21 protein-coding genes, 1 pseudogene and 1 riboswitch are annotated in these 18,157 nt (G+C 40.2%); of the genes and pseudogenes, 15 read left to right on the top strand and 7 right to left on the bottom strand.

Annotation, left to right across the window (positions count from 1 at the left end; genetic code table 11):
- Positions 1–7 precede the first annotated feature (7 nt).
- The 5 genes from ACQ4KW_RS20855 (at position 8) to ACQ4KW_RS20835 (ending at position 3,953) form a co-directional block, all read left to right on the top strand.
- A complete protein-coding gene (locus ACQ4KW_RS20855) occupies positions 8–466 on the top strand; it encodes a glycine/sarcosine/betaine reductase component B subunit (protein ID WP_430884364.1) in 459 nt (152 codons plus the stop codon).
- 86 nt (positions 467–552) lie between these two features.
- Positions 553–1,560: a proline racemase gene (locus ACQ4KW_RS20850; protein WP_430884363.1), complete on the top strand. Its 1,008-nt coding sequence runs from the start codon at positions 553–555 to the stop codon at positions 1,558–1,560.
- Positions 1,561–1,587: 27 nt separating this feature from the next.
- Positions 1,588–2,469: a TSUP family transporter gene (locus ACQ4KW_RS20845; protein WP_430884362.1), complete on the top strand. Its 882-nt coding sequence runs from the start codon at positions 1,588–1,590 to the stop codon at positions 2,467–2,469.
- A gap of 345 nt (positions 2,470–2,814) precedes the next feature.
- Complete coding sequence (locus tag ACQ4KW_RS20840; RefSeq protein ID WP_430884361.1) at positions 2,815–3,189, top strand: VOC family protein; 375 nt, start codon at positions 2,815–2,817, stop codon at positions 3,187–3,189.
- Between the two features lie 44 nt (positions 3,190–3,233).
- The gene (locus tag ACQ4KW_RS20835) at positions 3,234–3,953 is read left to right on the top strand and encodes a flavin reductase family protein (RefSeq protein WP_430884360.1); all 720 of its coding nucleotides are present in this window, start codon (positions 3,234–3,236) and stop codon (positions 3,951–3,953) included.
- Positions 3,954–4,029: 76 nt separating this feature from the next.
- Here ACQ4KW_RS20835 and ACQ4KW_RS20830 read toward each other — a convergent pair whose 3' ends face one another.
- Together ACQ4KW_RS20830 and ACQ4KW_RS20825 are read right to left on the bottom strand one after the other, a co-directional pair.
- Complete coding sequence (locus ACQ4KW_RS20830; protein ID WP_430884359.1) at positions 4,030–5,073, bottom strand: inorganic phosphate transporter; 1,044 nt, start codon at positions 5,071–5,073, stop codon at positions 4,030–4,032.
- 8 nt (positions 5,074–5,081) lie between these two features.
- Positions 5,082–5,732 (bottom strand): DUF47 domain-containing protein, encoded by a 651-nt coding sequence (locus tag ACQ4KW_RS20825; RefSeq protein ID WP_430884358.1) that lies wholly within the window; start codon positions 5,730–5,732, stop codon positions 5,082–5,084.
- Between the two features lie 271 nt (positions 5,733–6,003).
- On the opposite strand from ACQ4KW_RS20825, the gene ACQ4KW_RS20820 reads away from it, so the two are divergent.
- The 3 genes from ACQ4KW_RS20820 (at position 6,004) to ACQ4KW_RS20810 (ending at position 8,823) form a co-directional block, all read left to right on the top strand.
- Complete coding sequence (locus ACQ4KW_RS20820) at positions 6,004–6,261, top strand: hypothetical protein (RefSeq protein WP_430884357.1); 258 nt, start codon at positions 6,004–6,006, stop codon at positions 6,259–6,261.
- Between the two features lie 703 nt (positions 6,262–6,964).
- Positions 6,965–7,855, top strand: a complete 891-nt coding sequence (locus ACQ4KW_RS20815) for a GGDEF domain-containing protein (protein WP_430884356.1) — start codon at positions 6,965–6,967, stop codon at positions 7,853–7,855.
- A 5-nt stretch (positions 7,856–7,860) separates the two neighbouring features.
- Positions 7,861–8,823 carry an HD-GYP domain-containing protein gene (locus ACQ4KW_RS20810; RefSeq protein WP_430884355.1) on the top strand — a complete coding sequence of 321 codons (963 nt, stop codon included), beginning with the start codon at positions 7,861–7,863 and terminating at the stop codon, positions 8,821–8,823.
- Positions 8,824–9,071: 248 nt separating this feature from the next.
- Here the strand turns inward: ACQ4KW_RS20810 and ACQ4KW_RS20805 are convergent, their stop codons facing one another.
- On the bottom strand, positions 9,072–10,448 hold the full coding sequence (locus ACQ4KW_RS20805) for an alanine/glycine:cation symporter family protein (protein ID WP_430884354.1): 1,377 nt from the start codon (positions 10,446–10,448) through the stop codon (positions 9,072–9,074).
- Positions 10,449–10,601: 153 nt separating this feature from the next.
- Positions 10,602–10,692, bottom strand: a riboswitch (glycine riboswitch).
- 602 nt (positions 10,693–11,294) lie between these two features.
- On the opposite strand from ACQ4KW_RS20805, the gene ACQ4KW_RS20800 reads away from it, so the two are divergent.
- Complete coding sequence (locus tag ACQ4KW_RS20800; protein WP_430884353.1) at positions 11,295–11,636, top strand: zinc ribbon domain-containing protein YjdM; 342 nt, start codon at positions 11,295–11,297, stop codon at positions 11,634–11,636.
- 185 nt (positions 11,637–11,821) lie between these two features.
- Here the strand turns inward: ACQ4KW_RS20800 and ACQ4KW_RS20795 are convergent, their stop codons facing one another.
- Positions 11,822–12,844, bottom strand: coding sequence for an ROK family protein (locus ACQ4KW_RS20795; RefSeq protein WP_430884352.1), 1,023 nt, complete (start codon positions 12,842–12,844; stop codon positions 11,822–11,824).
- Between the two features lie 287 nt (positions 12,845–13,131).
- On the opposite strand from ACQ4KW_RS20795, the gene ACQ4KW_RS20790 reads away from it, so the two are divergent.
- The 4 genes from ACQ4KW_RS20790 (at position 13,132) to ACQ4KW_RS20775 (ending at position 14,955) form a co-directional block, all read left to right on the top strand.
- Positions 13,132–13,440, top strand: coding sequence for an HDIG domain-containing metalloprotein (locus ACQ4KW_RS20790; protein ID WP_430884351.1), 309 nt, complete (start codon positions 13,132–13,134; stop codon positions 13,438–13,440).
- A 70-nt stretch (positions 13,441–13,510) separates the two neighbouring features.
- Complete coding sequence (locus ACQ4KW_RS20785; protein ID WP_430884109.1) at positions 13,511–13,807, top strand: helix-turn-helix domain-containing protein; 297 nt, start codon at positions 13,511–13,513, stop codon at positions 13,805–13,807.
- The gene (locus ACQ4KW_RS20780; protein WP_430884110.1) at positions 13,789–14,655 is read left to right on the top strand and encodes an IS3 family transposase; all 867 of its coding nucleotides are present in this window, start codon (positions 13,789–13,791) and stop codon (positions 14,653–14,655) included. The genes ACQ4KW_RS20785 and ACQ4KW_RS20780 overlap by 19 nt, the downstream gene beginning before the upstream one ends.
- Positions 14,656–14,712: 57 nt before the next feature.
- Positions 14,713–14,955: a hypothetical protein gene (locus tag ACQ4KW_RS20775; protein WP_430884350.1), complete on the top strand. Its 243-nt coding sequence runs from the start codon at positions 14,713–14,715 to the stop codon at positions 14,953–14,955.
- 263 nt (positions 14,956–15,218) lie between these two features.
- Here ACQ4KW_RS20775 and ACQ4KW_RS20770 read toward each other — a convergent pair.
- Positions 15,219–15,623: pseudogene (locus tag ACQ4KW_RS20770) on the bottom strand (sugar phosphate isomerase/epimerase family protein); the annotation flags it as partial.
- Between the two features lie 30 nt (positions 15,624–15,653).
- Positions 15,654–16,043: a hypothetical protein gene (locus ACQ4KW_RS20765; protein ID WP_430884349.1), complete on the bottom strand. Its 390-nt coding sequence runs from the start codon at positions 16,041–16,043 to the stop codon at positions 15,654–15,656.
- 278 nt (positions 16,044–16,321) lie between these two features.
- Between ACQ4KW_RS20765 and ACQ4KW_RS20760 the strand changes: the two genes are divergently transcribed.
- Together ACQ4KW_RS20760 and ACQ4KW_RS20755 are read left to right on the top strand one after the other, a co-directional pair.
- Entirely contained in the window at positions 16,322–16,684 is a 363-nt protein-coding gene (locus tag ACQ4KW_RS20760) for a CidA/LrgA family protein (RefSeq protein WP_430884348.1), read from the top strand.
- Entirely contained in the window at positions 16,674–17,357 is a 684-nt protein-coding gene (locus ACQ4KW_RS20755; RefSeq protein ID WP_430884347.1) for an LrgB family protein, read from the top strand. Before ACQ4KW_RS20760 ends, ACQ4KW_RS20755 begins: the two co-directional genes overlap by 11 nt.
- A gap of 232 nt (positions 17,358–17,589) precedes the next feature.
- Here ACQ4KW_RS20755 and ACQ4KW_RS20750 read toward each other — a convergent pair whose 3' ends face one another.
- The gene (locus ACQ4KW_RS20750) at positions 17,590–18,018 is read right to left on the bottom strand and encodes an FxsA family protein (RefSeq protein WP_430884346.1); all 429 of its coding nucleotides are present in this window, start codon (positions 18,016–18,018) and stop codon (positions 17,590–17,592) included.
- Positions 18,019–18,157: the final 139 nt, after the last annotated feature.

Raw genomic sequence — 18,157 nt, 5'->3', positions numbered from 1 at the left:
GCGCAAAATGGGAATAGGACCATCTACTAAAGAAACGTCGCTGCATCATTTTCGCGATCCACTACTGGATGTTGTTGACAATGATGATGATATTGATCTGGTAGGTGTACTCGTTGTAGGCACACCTCAAGGAAATACTGAAAAAATGTTTGTCGGTGAACGAGCAGCTGCTTGGGCAGAAGCGGCCCGAGTGGATGGCGTACTAATATCTGTCGATGGCTGGGGAAACTCTCACGTCGATTACGCTAACACTATTGAAGCACTAGGCAAAAGGGGAATACCCGTCTCTGGATTAAGTTTTCAGGGTGTTCAAGGTCGATTTGTTGTAACCAATCCGTACATGGATACAATCGTTGATTTCAACAAGTCCAAAGAGGGCATTGAAACAGAGGTTGTTGGTGAAAACACTGTGAACAGATTGGATGCAAGAAAGGCACTGGCCTTTTTAAAACTGAAAATGCGTTAAAAATCTGTTTTTTTAGAAGCTTCAAAGTGAAAAAAATAACAATTTAGAGATTTAGATCAGCATTAATGAGTGAGAGGAGATTCAAAGTGAAAGCAATCAGAAGTCTAAATGTGGTGGATTCACATACTATGGGCGAACCTACAAGAATTATTGTGGGCGGCGTACCAAATATTCCTGGCAAGACAATGGCAGACAAAAAGAACTACCTAGAAGACAAAATGGATAACCTAAGAACAGCTGTTATGCATGAGCCAAGAGGACATGGCGATATGTTCGGTTCAATCATGACGCCTCCAGTGAATGAGGGCTCTGATTTTGGAATCATTTTCATGGATGGTGGCGGCTACCTAAACATGTGTGGCCACGGTTCTATTGGTGCTATTACTGTAGCGATTGAAACTGGTATGGTTGAAGCGGTTGAGCCATTTACAGAAGTCAAGATGGATACGCCAGCAGGTCTAATCACTGCGCGTGCAGCGGTTAACGATGGTAAGGTAAAAGAAGTATCTATCGTGAACGTTCCAGCTTTCAACTTTATGAGAGATGTTGTTGTTCCAGTGCCATCTATTGGTGATGTGGAAATGGATATTTCTTTTGGCGGCAGCTTCTTTGCTATTGTCGATGCAAGAAAATTAAATGTAAAAGTAGAGCCAAACAATGCATCTAAGCTTCTTGATATGGGTCTGAAAATTCGCGATGCCGTTAACGAGCACGTAGAAGTTAGACACCCAGAACTAAGCCATATCAATAAGGTTGATCTTGTTGAGTTTTTTGATGACCCAACACATGAAGATGCTGACTACAAAAATGTTGTTGTTTTTGGTCAGGGTCAAGTGGACCGCTCGCCATGCGGAACGGGCACGAGTGCAAAACTAGCAACACTTCACGCTAAAGGTCAAATTGGCCACGACGAGCTGTTTGTATACGAAAGTATCCTTGGCACGTTATTTAAGGGGAGAATTGTGGGCGAAGAGATGGTTGGTAAAGAAAAAGCAATCATTCCTGAGATCACAGGTTCAGCTTATATTACAGGCTTTAACCACTTCATCATTGATCCAGAGGATCCAGTGAAGTACGGTTTCAGCTTGAAATAGATTACACAATCATTAAGGAGGAAGACTATGTTAACAGCTGTATTAGGCGTACTGGGGGGACTAACGGCATGGTTCTCAGTAATGTTCGGATTGGACTTTGCTAAGAACAAGAATAACCTTGAGGACAACTCTTGGCCAAAGGTTATGGGTATTGGTTTTGTTACAAACTTCTTTGATACGCTAGGTATTGGTTCTTTTGCACCAACAACTGCACTACTAAAAGGTTTTAAACAAACGAAAGACCGTGTTCTACCAGGTACACTGAATGTATCTTGTACGATTCCCGTGGTTCTAGAAGCATTTATTTTTATTCAAGTTATCGAAGTAGAAACTGTAACACTAGTTAGCATGCTTGCGGCTGCAACAATTGGCGCATGGATTGGTGCTGGTTTTGTATCCAAGCTTCCTGAGAAGAAGATCCAGATGATCATGGGTGTTGCCCTACTGATCACTGCAGGTCTTATGGCTGCTGGTCGCCTAGGCATCATGCCTGGTGGTGGCGAAGCAATTGGTCTTACAGGTGCAAAGCTTATTATCGCTGTAGTGGGTAACTTTATTCTAGGTGCCCTAATGACTGCAGGTATTGGTCTATACGCACCATGTATGGCTCTTATCTACTTCCTAGGTATGTCACCGGCTGTTGCTTTCCCAATCATGATGGGTTCTTGTGCATTCCTAATGCCAGCTGCATCAGTTAAGTTCGTTAAGACTGGCGCATACGACCGTCGTGCGGCAATGGGTATCACACTGGGTGGTATTGTTGGTGTATTCATCGCAGCTTACTTCGTTAAGTCACTTCCACTTGAGATTCTGACTTGGCTTGTAATCGGCGTTATCCTATACACGTCAATCACTATGCTTAAATCTGCATCTAAGCCAGCTTCTGGAGCTGACAGCGCTGCAGCATAAGCAAGTTATTCATTAAATGACTTTACTTTCTCAATCAGAAAAACCTTGTTCCTTTGGAGCAGGGTTTTTCTTTGTTATAATGGTAAAAGAATAGTTGACCACTTAAAGATGAAAACCCTTCCTATAATGATTGATTCATAAATATCTAATAGCTATAGGGATAACTAAGGGAATATATGCTGATATTTTGAAAGTTAAATATCACTTTTGAGGTCAAATCAGATTGTGCGACCTATACGGTCGGGGAAAGTCTAAAGTTAGTGCGTCAAAGAACTTTGGATTTAAGTGGATCAGAAGTGTCTTGATCCATACAGACATGTGACAAGCCAATAGGAGGCGCGGACAATGAAAAATTTATGGACAACAATTCATGTCAAAAACATGGATGAATCAGTTTCGTTTTATACTCAGGTTCTTGATTTAACAGTTGACAAGCGTTACAGCCCAGCAGAGGGTGTTGAAATTGCATTCCTGGGCAGTGGTGAAACCAAGTTTGAGCTTATTAGCACACCTCAAAAAGATGTGACATTCACCAGCTATGTTTCCACAGGCTTTTCTGTTGATTCGGTGGATGCCTTCATAGAACATTTAAAGAATAAGGGGATAGAAATCATTGAAGGTCCTGTTGCACCAAACCCATATGTGAAGTTTTTCTATATTCTTGATCCCAACGGATATCGTATTCAGTTGGTGGAAAACACAAGCCCAGATGGGGCCTAAATCAAATTGGTCTTTGGTAAGACGAGAAGTAGAAAGGAATTGGCATGAGTAAAGTAACATGGAAACCTGGTACAATGATTTATCCTGTGCCAGCAGCTATGATCACTTGTGGGTCTGAACCGGAAAACTACAATATAATAACCATTGCCTGGACTGGGACAATAAATACAGCCCCAGCCATGACATATATATCTGTAAGGAAGGAACGTCACTCTTATAATCTTATAAAAGAGTCTTCAGAGTTTGTCATTAACCTGACCACAGAGGCCCTGGTTCACCCAACGGATTTTTGTGGCGTTCGCTCGGGAAGAGATGTCAATAAATTTGAAGTGACCGGTTTAACGCCAGAGCCGGCCACCCATGTGAAGGCGCCACTTATTAAAGAGTCTCCAGTGAATATTGAGTGCCGTGTGACACAGGTTATCGAACTGGGAAGTCACGATATGTTTATGGCAGAAGTCCTTGCTGTCCATGCTGATGAAGCTTACTTTGATGAAAAAGGTAAGTTCCACTTAGACAAGTCACGTCCAATCTGCTACAGTCACGGGGCCTATTTTGGTCTTGGAGACCAGCTTGGAACCTTTGGCTACTCTGTTATGAAGAAAAAGACAAAACAGCAAAAAGAAAGAAAAAGAAAGACCAGTGAGACCTCTGGAGCGCCTAATGGTCCGAAAAACAAGACCAAGCGAAAGGCCAGCTCGAGTAAGAAAAGAAGTGGTTCGAAAACTTCTAAAAAACGTCATACAAACAAAAAAAAGACCTAGAAAGACCTAAAAAGACCTAGAAAGGTCTTTTTGTTTTTTTGGAATACTGGTTGAATCTTTGTAAATTGAAAAGGTCTTATATAACACTTTGCATAAAAACATTCTGCATAAAGAAAAGGCTCACATAGGACAGAAGAAGAGACAGCGTTGGTGTCAAAATCCATCCAAAGGAAATTCGTCCCAGCTTTTTTAAATTTATATTCCGATCGCCCTTGGCAATGCCTATGCCAATTATAGCCCCTACAACAGCCTGTGAACTGGATACAGGTACAAGTGGAAGGGCTGGCAGATTAAGTGAGAGCAAGAAATTTTGAAGGGATACAGATGCAAATATAAAAAGGACGAAAGAACTTGATAAAACCACCACAAGAGCTGTGGCGGGAGAAATCTTATAAAGATTGTTGCCAACTGTGGTCATAACATTTTTAGAATATGTGAAAATGCCCACAGAAATGGCCAAGGCACCTATAAAAAACAAAATTTGAGTCTTGCTGACTGTGAATAGGCCTAGGTCTAAAGCATTGATCTCCACAGCGTTTACAAAGACCCCCATAACATTGGCAATGTTATTTGCACCTAAAGAATAGGCTCCAAAGGCCCCTACAAGGATAAGACCGAGCCGAATCCAGTAATGGCGCATGAAGAGGTTCATTTTCATGGTCTTGGTTCGGTGCTTGAAAATTTTATAAAAAATGATTGAAAAACTTGCAGATAAGACAGGGCAAAGCACCCAGGTCATAACAATTTTCGAGAGCGTATCAAAACTTGTTGGGCTGGAAGAGAAAAGATTCCATCCAACAATGGCTCCAACAATAGACTGCGATGTTGACACCGGGAGGCCATACTTGGTCATGATAAATATGGTTACAGCAGAAGAAAGCGCCACAATAAAGGCACCGGAAAGGGAAGAAATCGACCCAAGCTTTCCAAGGGTATGGCTGGCGCCCGATCCGCTGGCAACTGCCCCTATAATTACAAAAATACTCATTATAATGGCAGCGGTTCGAAATTTTACAACTTTTGCACCAACAGCTGTTCCAAATAGATTGGCTGCATCATTGGCACCAAGAGACCAGCCGAGAAAAAGTCCGCTTGAAATATAAAAAATTGTGAGCAACATAATATCACCTAGACTTCTCTTTTAATTGTGAAAATAGTGAGCTTGTCACTGATCACTTCAGCGGTGTCGGCAATGTTAGAAACCTTGCTGATAAATCGTTTGAGCTGCATTTTTTCGCTGAGGTCATGAACTTCTCCACCATTGAAAATTTGGTCGTTGATTTTATCCTCTATTAAGTCAGCCTCATGTTCGAAAAATTTGACTTTGCTTGTATGTGATGATACCAAATGCACTTCGTGGAAGAAGGTTCGAGTGGCTGTGAGAAGTGTTTCAGCAGATGCCACCGAGTTCTTTGTCATATCGAGAATGTCCTTGTGAAGACCGGTGGGGAAATTTGGTTTTTGAATGTGAATGTCCTTCGTGATTTCCTCAGCCATGTCAATAATGTCATCCAGGCTTTTAACCAAGGAAAGGACATCAGCCCGTGTATCGGGGAGAAGCATATACTTATAAAGGGAGACCTTGATCTCCTTTTCCAGCTCATCCGCTTCGGATTCAAGATCATTGATACGGAGCATGTGGTCTTTATAAGTGGCTGTATCATCTTCTAAGTAATGGCTCATTGCAGACTCAAATAGGGTTAAACTATTTGAGATAGTATCCAGAAACTTTTCGATTTTTAAGTTGAGTTCTACAGATTTTTTGAAAAATGAATTCATTTAAGTTCCCCCTCTGTCTATTGATACCACTTATGCATGTCGATAAAACGATAGAACGGATCCATTTGATAGTAACATAAAATATGAAAGATATAAATTTGACTTAGAATTTTGGGTATCATATTACAAATGATACAAAATGTAATATTCGTTTTGTTTGGCAACAAATGTGAAAAAACTTTTATCGACATTATTCGACACAGTTTGGCAAATGGAGTATAATAAAGTCCTACAATATTCGAATAACTTAGTGCAAGTGGAGGTGACAGCAATGTTTCCGCAGATGAGAGTCTATATATCAGGCCTTCGTGGCATTGATAAACTAAATGTGTGTGATAATTGCAAAGTGGATGTGGGATGTACAGAGTGTTTTCCAGGAGCGCTTTATCAAAGTGGAACCTGTTCTCTTTGCGGATATAAAGGCAATATAGTGAATGTGGCAATAGCAAGAAAAGTCATGGAGCTTGGCATTAATCCCATAGACTATGCCACCCATGGTCAACTGCTTGTGTATTCAAGTGGCTACTAAAAGGAATAGATAATAGGGCAAGAGGGACAGCGATGTCATGAAGGCGTGGATTGCTAACAGAAATTTCACAGTGTGTACATATTTCGTTAATAATTACACTTTATAATGTACACATAGATAAGTAATCCCCCTACAAAAATAGATTGATATAGTTGTATGCATCCTCCCCCCTAAATGCATATAAGAAGAACACAACCCCAAGACCGCAAAAGCGGAGTGGGGTTGTTTTTTTGCGCGAAATGCAAAGCAAGGCAGTTTTAAATGACAAGCTCAGGATCTGAGAGTTCACTCTCAAGTCCTGAGCTTGTCATTTAAAACTATCTGGCGCGCATCGCGACAGAAGCAATCAAAGATTGCTCTGTGCCACAGTATGTGCAAGGACAGAAGCAATCAAAGATTGCTCTGTACCACAGTATGTGCAAGGACAGAAGCAATCAAAGATTGCTCTGTGCCATAGTATGTGCAAGGACAGAAGCAATCAAAGATTGCTCTGTGTCACAGTATGCGCAAGAAAAGAAGCAATTGAAACCCATCTTATAAGTCGAGTAAATACGATTTACGGTAGGAAAAAAGCATACTTTTAACAGGCCTTTCTTGTGTGTCAACGTGATATAATTAATCTATATAGAAGCCTAAATGCTTTGTGAAGGTTCGTATTTCACAGGCAATCTAGGAAAATGGTGTGGTGTGGACGGAGGATAACATGTATACGGTTGGCAGGGAAATAGAGAATGCCATACAATCTATGATCAGTGTTTCTGAAGCCTTTGCAAAAATGCAGGCAAAGCTAGATGAGACAAACAATGATCTGGGGATGCTGGAAACACTTTTTGATGTGTCCAAGTACATAGGGTCTGATATTGAACCCCATATGGTTATGAATGTGCTTGAAGACAGCGTTAAGGGGGTATTTGGAGCCAGTTACAGCCAAGTGGTTTTCGATGAAAAGTGGAGACATTTGAGCAACTCCAATGATTTGTATGAGCATTTTGATTTTGAAACACTTGATGACAATGTAGAGGATATTCTCGTTGTTGACGATTTGTCAAAGTCAGAAATGACTGCCTTAAGTGATGGATCTGCAATCTTAATCAGGCTTGGAATTGGGAAGGACACTTATGGATTTCTTGTGTGCTATTGGGCGCGAAGCTGTGAAATCAATAAGAGTAAAATTATTTTTTTGCAAATAATAAGCACCCAGGTGAGTGTTTATTTAAAAAGCGCATGTCTTGTGGAAGAGTTTAAGGAAATGGCTGTGTTAGATCCCTTAACAGGAATTTATAATAGGTCATACTTTTCTAATATTGAAGCCACATCCATGCCGGCGCTAGGTGAGAGCATAATCATGTTTGACATTGATCATTTTAAACAAGTCAATGACACCAAGGGCCATCCCTATGGGGACAAAATACTGATAGGGTTTGCAAACATATTAACGGATGTATCTAAAAAAAATGATAGTGTGGCCTTTAAATATGGTGGTGAGGAATTCATTATTCGTGCCTATGGTGGGAAAGACCATGCCCATAAATTGCCTATGAAGCGTGCAGTCGTTTTAAAGAAGAGACGGGATACACGGTTAGTGCGGGCATAAGCACTGTGGGAGATTCATGTAAGGTGGCCACATATACAAACTTAGTGGCCCTGGCCGATGAAGCGCTATATGTTTCCAAGCAGTGTGGACGGGATAGAATCACCCATTCAACAAGTGACATTCAGCTTTTAAAGAAGGCCTCAAAGTCTTTATCGAGTTTATTGTCAAAGTCTTTTAGACAGCATACCCCGATGGGGCTTGTCCGTCTTGATATGCGAAACCATGCAGCCTTTACAGAAGAAGAATTTGAGGATTTGCACGCTACAGTCACGGGCATAAGTCGTATTTATGATGAGGTGTTTTTAACAGCCTCCCTGGATGTGCTTTATATTATCCACGGCAAGGTGGACGTCGATGAATTTATGCACCGAGCCAAGGTTATTTTAAAGGAAAAACATCCAAATTTAGAATATGACATCCATTCTTTAGACGGCGTTTTTAATGAAGTGATTGTACACAGCAGTCGTGTGTCGGAACTCTCTCAAATATTGGGGGCTGAACTTGGATTTTCTTCAGATGTCTTAACGCAAATTAGAATGGCCTGTGAATGGCATGACGTCGGCAAGATCTGTACGGACCCACGGGTCTATAATAAGGAAGAACCTCTCTCGGAAGTAGAGTATGAAGTCATTAAGATGCATTCTTGGCTAAGTTACTGTATTGCCAACGATCATCCATCTATGTCAGCCTTTTCGTCATGGGTATTATACCATCACGAAGATTACAACGGTCGGGGTTACTATGGTTTAAAGGGAAATGATATTCCTTTCCCAGCCCAAGTGATCAGTCTTGTTGATAAGTTTGATGCCCTTACGGAAAACAGGTGCTATAGGCCTGCATATGGTTGGAAAGAGGCCATGGGAATATTAAGAGAAGAATCAGTGAAGTTTGATGACAGCTTGTTTGGTGTTTTCGAAAAACTGGTCAATCAAATGATGATGACCGGTCCAGTTGAACGCGTTCAGTAGGGTCTATAATGACTTAAATCTTCAAAATTAAATGCATTCAAGATAAGAAAAGATGAGCTCAAGGGAGAAATGAGCTCATCTTTTCATTATATCAGGCGCTTGCAAAATTATAGATCTATGCCTTCGACCTGCATATATAGAACTGTTGATTTCAAATGTTTATATATGGTAGGACGAGGGGGCTTGAATGATGATTTGCAAGTCGCTCAACAATGAATATGAAAAGTTGGGTCATATTCACGAACGGTCTAGCTTGCTTTTTTAGATACGGTGCCTTTTTCGTAAGTGTCAATAAAGTCGTTAAGAGATTTTACAACCAATCCTGTAAGGCCTACAAGGGCGATCAGGTTGGGAACAACCATGAGGGCATTGAATGAGTCTGCTAGGCTCCAAACGAGTTCCACATCAAGGAGCGGACCAATAATTATGCCAGCGAGAACGACCATTCTATATCCTAGAATCCCTCTTGACCCAAAGAGGTACTTGATGTTTTGTTCCCCAAAGAAGTACCACCCAATAATTGTTGAAAAAGCAAAGAAGAAGAGGCAAACAGCTATAAAGCTGGTTCCGAAGTCTCCCATGAAGCTAAAACCTAGACGGAAACCTTCTTGAGTTAGCTCCGCACCAGTCAACCCGGTTTCAAAAGCACCTGTTGTCAGAATGACAAGCGCCGTGATTGTACAAACAACACCTGTATCAACAATGACACCAAGTATAGAAACCATTCCCTGCTGGACAGGGTGCTTGACCTTTGCAACCGCATGGGCGTGGGGAGTAGACCCCATACCAGCTTCATTTGAAAACAATCCACGGGCAATACCATAGCGTACGGTTTCTTTGACAGTGGCACCAATAAAACCACCTGTTGCCGCTTGAGGATTAAAAGCGCCGTAAACGATCATTTTCAAGGCCGGTATAAGCTGGTCGGCATTTAGAGCAACAATTATTATACCTCCAAGAATATAAAAGGCTGCCATGAATGGAACAACTTTTTCTGTAAAAGCGCCAATACGTGACACACCACCAACTAGAACCATGGCCGCCAGGGCAGCGATAATGATGCCAAGGGCCAAACTTGGGATCGGGACAACGTTTTTAACTGCGGCTGCAATTGAGTTTGACTGTACCATATTTCCCATAATACCTAGGGCAAGGACGATAGAAATGGCAAAGAATCCAGCTAAAAATTTATTATTAAGTCCATTTCGAATATAATACGCTGGACCACCAGTGAGTTCTCCATCGCGTTCTTCATTAAAGAGCTGTGCTAAAACAGCTTCAGCAAATATGGTTCCCATTCCAAAGAAACCACTGATCCACATCCAAAAAATTGAGCCTGGACCACCAACTGCAATGGCAGTGGCGACACCTGCCAGGTTGCCTGTCCCCACTTGAGCTGCAATGGCAGTGGATAGAGACTGGAAGGGGGACATCCCCTCAGCATCGCTGTCTGATCGGTCAGTGCTAAATATTTGCTTGAAGGCGATACCGAGTTTGGTAACCTGTAAAAACCGAAGTTTAAAAGTAAAGAGAACGCCTGTGCCAAGAAGGAAGAATAGCATCAAGGGCCCCCAAAGGATGCCGTTGACCTTGTCCAAAAAAGCCAAAAGTGATTCTGTGTTCATTGTGAGTGACCTCCTTATGATAACCAGTAGCCCGTCCCTTACGCTCGCGATACGTAAGCACAACCAGACTGATTCAGAGGGGATCTTATCAGATTTTGGGCATAAAAATAGACAGCTATAAAACCAGCATGCACACACTTCTCCTTTTGCCGCTAATTTTACCCTGTCCTTTTATCTGAAAGTTTCCCCGATCAAATCGAGTTGCTTCGTCGATGCTCTTAAGAGTCTCTCCAGGGGTGTGTCATGATACTGTATTAGACCTGAGAGCTTCAGCCATGATCTAGCAAATCAAAGCCTTTCTCCTACGGTAATTCTAAAATCATAGAATTTCTCCAACATCAATCATTCACACCTTATTCAGTTTCGACACTTATAATTCTAGAGGATAAAAAGTGGGTGGACAACCGTTTTCCTGATATTGTTTCGTTTTCGTTAAACATGGACAGAAAGCCATAAAGTACAGTCTTTATTTACAGTTTAAGTAAACAAATGGGTAAAGCTGTATATTTTATGGAGATATAAACATATGCCCAAATAGCCCGGTTGCTGTTTTGGCAATGTTTTATCATTGATAAATTATTATCAAAATATTGTGGAGATATTTCGTGTGAATTTAGAAAATTCATAACAAAAGATGGATGCATAGAAAAATTCAATATTGTTAATAATATACAACGAATCTATCATTTTCGTAGGAAAACGAGGGGAATCTTTAGAGAGGATCAAATGAAATAAAGTGAAAAGTGGAAAATGAAGGAAAATGCAAAATTAAACACTTTATTGCATTGATATTACTTTTGGGGTGTGATAACCTATAACACGGTAAAAATGAATGGAGGTAGCAATATGCAAGAAATGCCTAACTGTCCTAAATGTAATTCAGAATATACGTATCATGATGGCAACCTAATGGTTTGCCCTGAGTGTGCCCATGAATGGTCACCAGAGGCAGATGCCGCTGCTGAAGAAGCAAACGCTATTAAAGATGCCAACGGCAATATTCTTAATGATGGTGATACGGTCACAGTGATTAAGGATTTAAAAGTCAAGGGAAGCTCATCGGTTGTAAAAATCGGAACAAAGGTCAAGAACATCAGACTTGTTCATGACAGCGACCATGACATTGACTGTAAAATTGATGGTTTTGGTGCCATGAGTTTAAAGTCAATATACGTTAAAAAAGCATAGGTTGTTCCCGTAAGATAAAGAGCAGTGACTTGTCCGTATTTACGATCAAGTCACTGCTCTTTTAATATTTGAGCGACTTGCAAAATAACATTCAATCATCCTTGTTGTGGCATATATAGATATTTATGAATTAAAAGTTCTATATATGACAAGGGTATAGATCTATAATTTTGCAAGCGCCTGATCTATTTTTCAACAATTTCAATGTTGCATTTTAATTGCTCTAGGGCAATGTGGGTGAGACCCTTTAGATAACTCTTATGAACATCCGTTTCAAATATGAGTTCAGGCATGTGCTTTTCAGAAATATATGTTTTAAGTCTATGCTCTAATTTGTCTATGAATGGGTCTTTAAAATAATAACCGCAAAGAACCACTTTTTGAGGGTTAATAATGCCATTGACTGTTGCAACTGTTCGACAGACAAAGTCTGAAAACGCATGGGCATCCTGTTGGATTTTTTTCTGCTCAGAGTGCGACAGCCCTAGAGGTATAAATGAAATTTCTCCTGCAAAATTGGAATGTCCCTTAACAATTCGTCCATTTACAATAATGCCTGCACCAGAAATACCGTCCTTAGGATAGTACAAATAAGCCAGACTTTCCGGCTTGTCTTTGGCGTAACTGTTGTAATACCCGACTGCCGTGGCATTCATATCATTTTCGGCAGTAACAAGTAGGTCATACTTATCCATGAGCTTTTCTTCTAAAGGATAGTAAGCAAGGGATTCAAAATGCGAGTAGCCTATGGCCCCTTGATGGACAACACCAGGTATGCCCAAGGTTAAGACACGAAGATTTGGAAAGTCGGAAACCAGGGTGTCAATTGTGTTTTCAATTGTTTCCATAGAAAGTCCATTTTCCTCTATCTGCTTTTCGAAAATGGGATTTCCGAGTAAATTGGAAACAACACAAACCATATAGTCGGTGTCTCCTTCTTTTCTAAAATAGACAGAGGCCACTGAAGCGAAATTTTCATTGTATACAAACCGCCGAGCTGGACGCCCACCGGTTGAAGCTTCTTGTTCTATTTCAAGAACCTCACCTGTGATAAGAAGTTCACTGAGAATGTTGCCACATGTTGCAACACTGAGCCCCGTTTCACGAGAAAGACTCATCTTTGTGCTGTGACCGGAAGTTTTAAGGGCTTCCTTGACCATGTCGACATTGATTTGCTTTAATTTCATAAAATGTGTAGATTGACCCATTAAAATCACCACTTTCGTTAAGGGTTGTTTTAAGTGTATTTTAAACCTTAACTCCAATGAAGTCAATAATTTGAAATGGATAAATAATTACTTTAGGTGGCTCATAAAAAGTTGAAAAAGCAAATAGAAAGACGAAGAGACTGCATATTAATAAAAGATTTTTTTAAAACCCTATACCAAAGGGGAAATTATTATTATAATTGTCATAGAGTAGACAGATAATTTTGACAATCTGGAATGGGAAAGACGTAAATAGAAAGAGTCTTTTCTGAGATTAGGAGGCTATTATGAAACGAAGTGAAGCGCTGGAACTTCTTAAAGAGCATGTGAAAACAGACCGTGTTTTCAGACATTCTTTGGCGGTGGAAGCCGCTATGATCGCTTACGCCAAGCATTTTGATGCCGATGAAGAAAGATGGGGCAATTTAGGACTCCTTCATGATATTGACTTCGAAAAATATCCAGAAGTTCACCCAGCTAAAGCACCAGAACTGCTTACTGGTACAGATTTAGACAAGGAATTTATTGATTCTATCCTGTCCCATGGGTATGACGGCTCTGTTCCAAGAGACTTAATGGAACGCAAGGTTCTTTGAAGTGCCCCCTGTTTAGTAGACATCTATAATGAGCCATTTATAATATTACTAAAAGCAAAGGAGTTTTATAATGGCAAGGAGATTTACTATTATACAACGTAACGAAATTTTAGATTTACATTTAAACCAGGGGTATTCAACGAGAGTTCTTGCAAAAGAATTTGGAATCGGCAGAACAACCATACAGAGTTGGCTACGTTCATATCGTAAAGAAACTGGCGCAGATCCAATGCCTAATAATATTAATGGAAAACCAGAGACTAAAGTGCAGCCCGCAAAACAGATGATGCTCAATGAAATAAAGATGCAAATGGAAGTACTTGAGGTTTTTCAAAAAGAATTAGAAAGGTGGGATCCGCAAGATTAAAATATAAGGTAATTCAGCAACTACGTCATAAGTACACGGTAAGCAACTTGTGTAGGATTCTTGGTGTTTCATCAAGTGGATACTATAAATGGCTTAAGCATCCAGAAAGCAAGCGTACAAAACGGGATAAGTATATTGCGAAACTAATCAAGGAATATCAAGAGAAAATAAAGTTTTCATATGGTTATCGTCGAATAACAATTTGGCTGAACAAAGTCATGAGGATTAAAATAAACCATAAGTCTGTCTTAAGGATTATGAACAAATTTTCACTTTGCTCAATTATACGAAGAAGTAGAAATATAACTCACTCTAAAGACTGTATTCATAAATATGAAAATAAACTGAAAAGACAATTTAACAGTACACGTAAAAATGAGAAATGGTCAACCGATATAACGCAATTTAAATGCAAAGATGGTATCCTATACTTATCCGCATTGAAAGATTTATATGATGGTAGCATTCTTGGTTACTCCTATGCAAAAAACTCAAAGACACCCATAGTGATTTCAACAGTCTCTCAAGCCTTAAAGCACAAAAGGCAGGATAATGTAACTATCTTGCACAGTGACATGGGTTCGCAATACACCTCTCATGAGTATCATGTATTTCTTAATGATAATAGAATTGAACCTTCGATGTCTCGGCCGGGAACACCTATTGATAATTCACCAATAGAAAGCTTCTTTTCAACACTAAAGATTGAGTGGTTATCAGATACCAGCAATATGATGACTAACTCAGTGGCCATTGAGATTGATGAATATATCAATTTTTATAACAATGAACGAATACAGCTGAAGAGCACTACTGCTCCAGTTGTTGTTAGAAATCGTGCAGCTTAATGAGCCAGTATAGTATCTACTCTAAAGGGTTCAGTCCATCTTCATGCTGTGGATGAAATGGCAAGTTTTATTATAGCGGTGGCTCTTATGCGCCCTACAAAGTTAGAGGGGCTAAAAGGAAAATCTGTTAAAAAGAAAATGAAAGACAAGGCTTTTGCAAGAGCAGTGGACCGAGATGAACTCATGTCGTCAATGGAAGACTTGGGCATGGAGTTTAATGATCATATTAATATCATAGTGAATGGTCTAATTGAGCACGAAAAGCGCCTTCAAGAAGAGGGATACACCCTTTTAAGTTAGGCTCAAAAAGTGAAATCATAAAAAAAGAAGACTGGCCTTTTGCTGAAAAAGCAGTAAAAGGCCAGTCTTTTTTAGAAGAAAAAAACAATATTGTCCCTCAAAAGGTTTAAAGATTTATAAAGAGAGTGTTTGCCCATCCTATCCATATGGGTGCATATATTTTTTGCCCCGGGAACACATTTTGTGAATTATTAGTAGAGGGGTTGGTGTTTTACAGGGTCAGCATAGTGACTGACCGGTTAAAGTAAGCCTGTCTTGATCCTTTAAATAACCTGTTCGCGAGACCGTGTCAGGCTCTTGTAAATATCTGAAACCGTATAGAGCTGTCTCATATAATCTGTGTACTTTTGGCCCCATGTGTCACCCGCCAGATAATCCGTATTGATTTCAACCACCACAGAACCTTTGTATCCCTTTGTGGCCAAGTAGGACACAGCACGGACATAATCTGTTTTTCCGTGTATAAAGGGGTGGTGGTCTGTCTGGTTTATATCATGAATATGAATGTTGTTGAGTTTATCAAAAAGACTATCATCCAAGCTATAGGTACACTGGTCTTCAAAGACTTCATGGCCAATATCCCAGCAGAAGTTTACATTTGATCCCTCAACAAGGGGTTGAATGCCTTCTGTATCTAGTCGGTGCCGACTCATATTCAAATTTTCAAGTGTAAATGTAAGGTCATAGCCCTGTAATTCTCAAATGCTTATAAGTCGCGTTATAAGTTTAAGGGTGTGAAACCTTGCTTTTTCTTTTTGATCGGATTCGACAGGATGAATGGTAATGGAAAGGCATGTTTGCAGTTCTTTTGCCAAATCTGCATAAATGGACAAGTATTTATCTAGGACACTTGTTTCATTATAAAGTCTGGAAAACCCGTGGGGGGAATGAATTTGCAGTTTCTTATGCCGGGCCTTTAAGAGGTGACCATATGCATATAGGCGCTCCACTTCTATGGGATCATCAAGGTCTGCGTTGACTTCAATGCCCTTGAGGCGATTTTCTGGGTCGAGCTGGTCGAGCTGACCAAGTACAATTGCGGGTTCAGCCATATTTTTTATTCTAAATAAACTTATCATGAAATTCATAGGAATCACTCCTTAAAAGCCTTTTCTTTGACACATTGTTTATGATGCACATCGTTTTTTTTCTATTTCTTTCTTACTTGTTCTAATCTGAGATTACACCCAAAGCATATAAGGCAAATGTTAATTCTATGGGGGACTTAACAGGAAATAAACACTATTAACAGAGATTTAAAAACAAAAAAAGGTTTTCATCATAGAGGACAAGGTTTTTTGAAAAAATTGTCTTGATGCCCCAAGGGCAATCGGGTAATATTTGAAGCGAAAAGGTTGGTGATGAAATGAAACACATTGGACAGTTGGCGATTATACTGGTGTTTACATATTGTGCAGAGGTCTTGGTGACGCTCTTAAATATTCCCTTCCCGGGAAGTATACTGGGCATGTTGGCTCTTTTTATATTTTTAAAACTTGAACTCATAAAAATCCATGCCGTTGAAGAGACTGGAAATTATTTATTATCTATTTTGCCCGTTATGTTTGTCCCCTTAGGTGTGGGCATTATGGCTTACTTCGATGTTTTAAAAAAAGAGGCCATCCCCTTCTTGGTTATAATTGTGGTCAGCACAGTCCTTGTCATGGGGGTTAGTGGGTGGCTTGTACAGATGTTTAAGAAGAAAGCGGGTGAGTATAGTGGTCTATAATAGCCCCTTGTTTGGCGTGGTTCTTACAGTTGCCGTTTACATACTAGCGGATGCTTTTAGGCGCAGGTCAGAAATAGCCATAGCCAATCCACTTTTGGTCTCCATAGTAATGATTATAGGTATTTTATCCACCTTTAGGATTCCACTGGAAGCCTACGATGTTGGCGGAGACTGGATCACGCTTTTAGTTAAGCCTGCCACGGTGGCCCTTGCCATTCCCCTGTATTATCACTATGAAATTCTAATGAAAAATTTAAAGGCTGTCATGATCGGAATTGGTGGTGGCGTTGTTCTGTCCCTTCTATCCGTGGTTGTTATGAGCCGGATGCTTGGTCTCTCTCAAGACCTGAAAGCATCCCTCATGAGCAAGTCCATAACAACACCCATAGGTATAGAGGTCACAAAGCAAGTGGGCGGAATTGTGCCCCTTGCCATTGCTGCCATTATTATTACAGGCATTTTGGGGGCTCTTATTGGACCGAGCCTTCTAAAGCTTTTGAAAATTGATGATAAAACAGCTTGTGGCATTGCCCTGGGCACATCAGCCCATGTTATTGGGACGTCAAAAGCCATTGAAATGGACGAAGAGGTTGGCGCAATGAGTGCAGTGGCCATACCAATAGCAGGCATACTCACTGTTATCATGGCGCCTTTTTTCATTAATCTCTTTTAAATGGTTTGTATTAAGATGAGAACTTTATACAGCAAAAAAACAAGGCAGATGAAAACCGAAAGGGTTATCATCTGCCTTGTTTTTGTTGTTGTGTTAGGACTAAAAAGATTGGGGGGCTCTTTAGCCTCTTTGCATACCAGATGCGTCGTCTGATATGACTTTCTATTTTAAGGGTAGGGACTGATTGTCAAGGGGGGGAGGATCAGTACACCTACAAGGGGTAAAAGCAAGCTTATCTAAATGTATTGTGATCGTGGGACTGAGACGTGTATACATGAACATTGCCTGTTCTAAAATTCTTGCTGATATAGCCTTTCATAAGCTCAATATAGCCTGTTCGTGTGGCTGGAAAGAGAAGGCTAAATCCAAATAAGTCAGTCAATATACCCGGTGTCAGTAAAAGCACACCGCCGATTAAGACACAAAGGCCATGCAGGAGTTCATTTCCTGGCATAGTGCCCCTGTTGAGTTCAGACTGAATGTTATATATAACCCGTCGACCTTGATCTTTTGCAAAGTAGGCCCCAACAACACCGGTCAATAGTATAATGCCTAGGGCTGTCATGGTGGACGTTCTTGCAGCAATTTCAAGTAAAATCGACAGTTCCACAAATGGAATAATAGTAAATATCAAAAGTAATTTTCCGAAACTGAACTTCATTATGTTCACTCATTTCTATTTTTCTTCCAAAGTTGTTTAACTTGAATTCATTGTACCGAAGAAATATTAATAATCTATGAATGTTTTATATAAATTTCATGAGAAACTTGCAAACGAATTGTGAACAATGCAGAAAATA

This window comes from Tianxiuia mixotrophica (assembly GCF_050596425.1).
Taxonomy (GTDB): domain Bacteria; phylum Bacillota; class Clostridia; order Peptostreptococcales; family Acidaminobacteraceae.
This window is presented reverse-complemented; position numbering and strand designations above follow the sequence as displayed.

Bases quoted from the DNA above. Each gene is read 5' to 3' on its own strand.
- ACQ4KW_RS20805 (WP_430884354.1), bottom strand. From the start codon at position 10,448: ATGAACACAGAATCACTTTTGGCTTTTTTGGACAAGGTCAACGGCATC.
- ACQ4KW_RS20760 (WP_430884348.1), top strand. From the start codon at position 16,322: ATGAAACACATTGGACAGTTGGCGATTATACTGGTGTTTACATATTGT.
- ACQ4KW_RS20820 (WP_430884357.1), top strand. From the start codon at position 6,004: ATGTTTCCGCAGATGAGAGTCTATATATCAGGCCTTCGTGGCATTGAT.
- ACQ4KW_RS20750 (WP_430884346.1), bottom strand. From the start codon at position 18,018: ATGAAGTTCAGTTTCGGAAAATTACTTTTGATATTTACTATTATTCCA.
- ACQ4KW_RS20855 (WP_430884364.1), top strand. From the start codon at position 8: ATGGGAATAGGACCATCTACTAAAGAAACGTCGCTGCATCATTTTCGC.
- ACQ4KW_RS20765 (WP_430884349.1), bottom strand. From the start codon at position 16,043: ATGAATTTCATGATAAGTTTATTTAGAATAAAAAATATGGCTGAACCC.
- ACQ4KW_RS20815 (WP_430884356.1), top strand. From the start codon at position 6,965: ATGTATACGGTTGGCAGGGAAATAGAGAATGCCATACAATCTATGATC.
- ACQ4KW_RS20800 (WP_430884353.1), top strand. From the start codon at position 11,295: ATGCAAGAAATGCCTAACTGTCCTAAATGTAATTCAGAATATACGTAT.
- ACQ4KW_RS20785 (WP_430884109.1), top strand. From the start codon at position 13,511: ATGGCAAGGAGATTTACTATTATACAACGTAACGAAATTTTAGATTTA.
- ACQ4KW_RS20830 (WP_430884359.1), bottom strand. From the start codon at position 5,073: ATGTTGCTCACAATTTTTTATATTTCAAGCGGACTTTTTCTCGGCTGG.
- ACQ4KW_RS20795 (WP_430884352.1), bottom strand. From the start codon at position 12,844: ATGGGTCAATCTACACATTTTATGAAATTAAAGCAAATCAATGTCGAC.
- ACQ4KW_RS20775 (WP_430884350.1), top strand. From the start codon at position 14,713: ATGGCAAGTTTTATTATAGCGGTGGCTCTTATGCGCCCTACAAAGTTA.
- ACQ4KW_RS20790 (WP_430884351.1), top strand. From the start codon at position 13,132: ATGAAACGAAGTGAAGCGCTGGAACTTCTTAAAGAGCATGTGAAAACA.
- ACQ4KW_RS20845 (WP_430884362.1), top strand. From the start codon at position 1,588: ATGTTAACAGCTGTATTAGGCGTACTGGGGGGACTAACGGCATGGTTC.
- ACQ4KW_RS20835 (WP_430884360.1), top strand. From the start codon at position 3,234: ATGAGTAAAGTAACATGGAAACCTGGTACAATGATTTATCCTGTGCCA.
- ACQ4KW_RS20840 (WP_430884361.1), top strand. From the start codon at position 2,815: ATGAAAAATTTATGGACAACAATTCATGTCAAAAACATGGATGAATCA.
- ACQ4KW_RS20825 (WP_430884358.1), bottom strand. From the start codon at position 5,732: ATGAATTCATTTTTCAAAAAATCTGTAGAACTCAACTTAAAAATCGAA.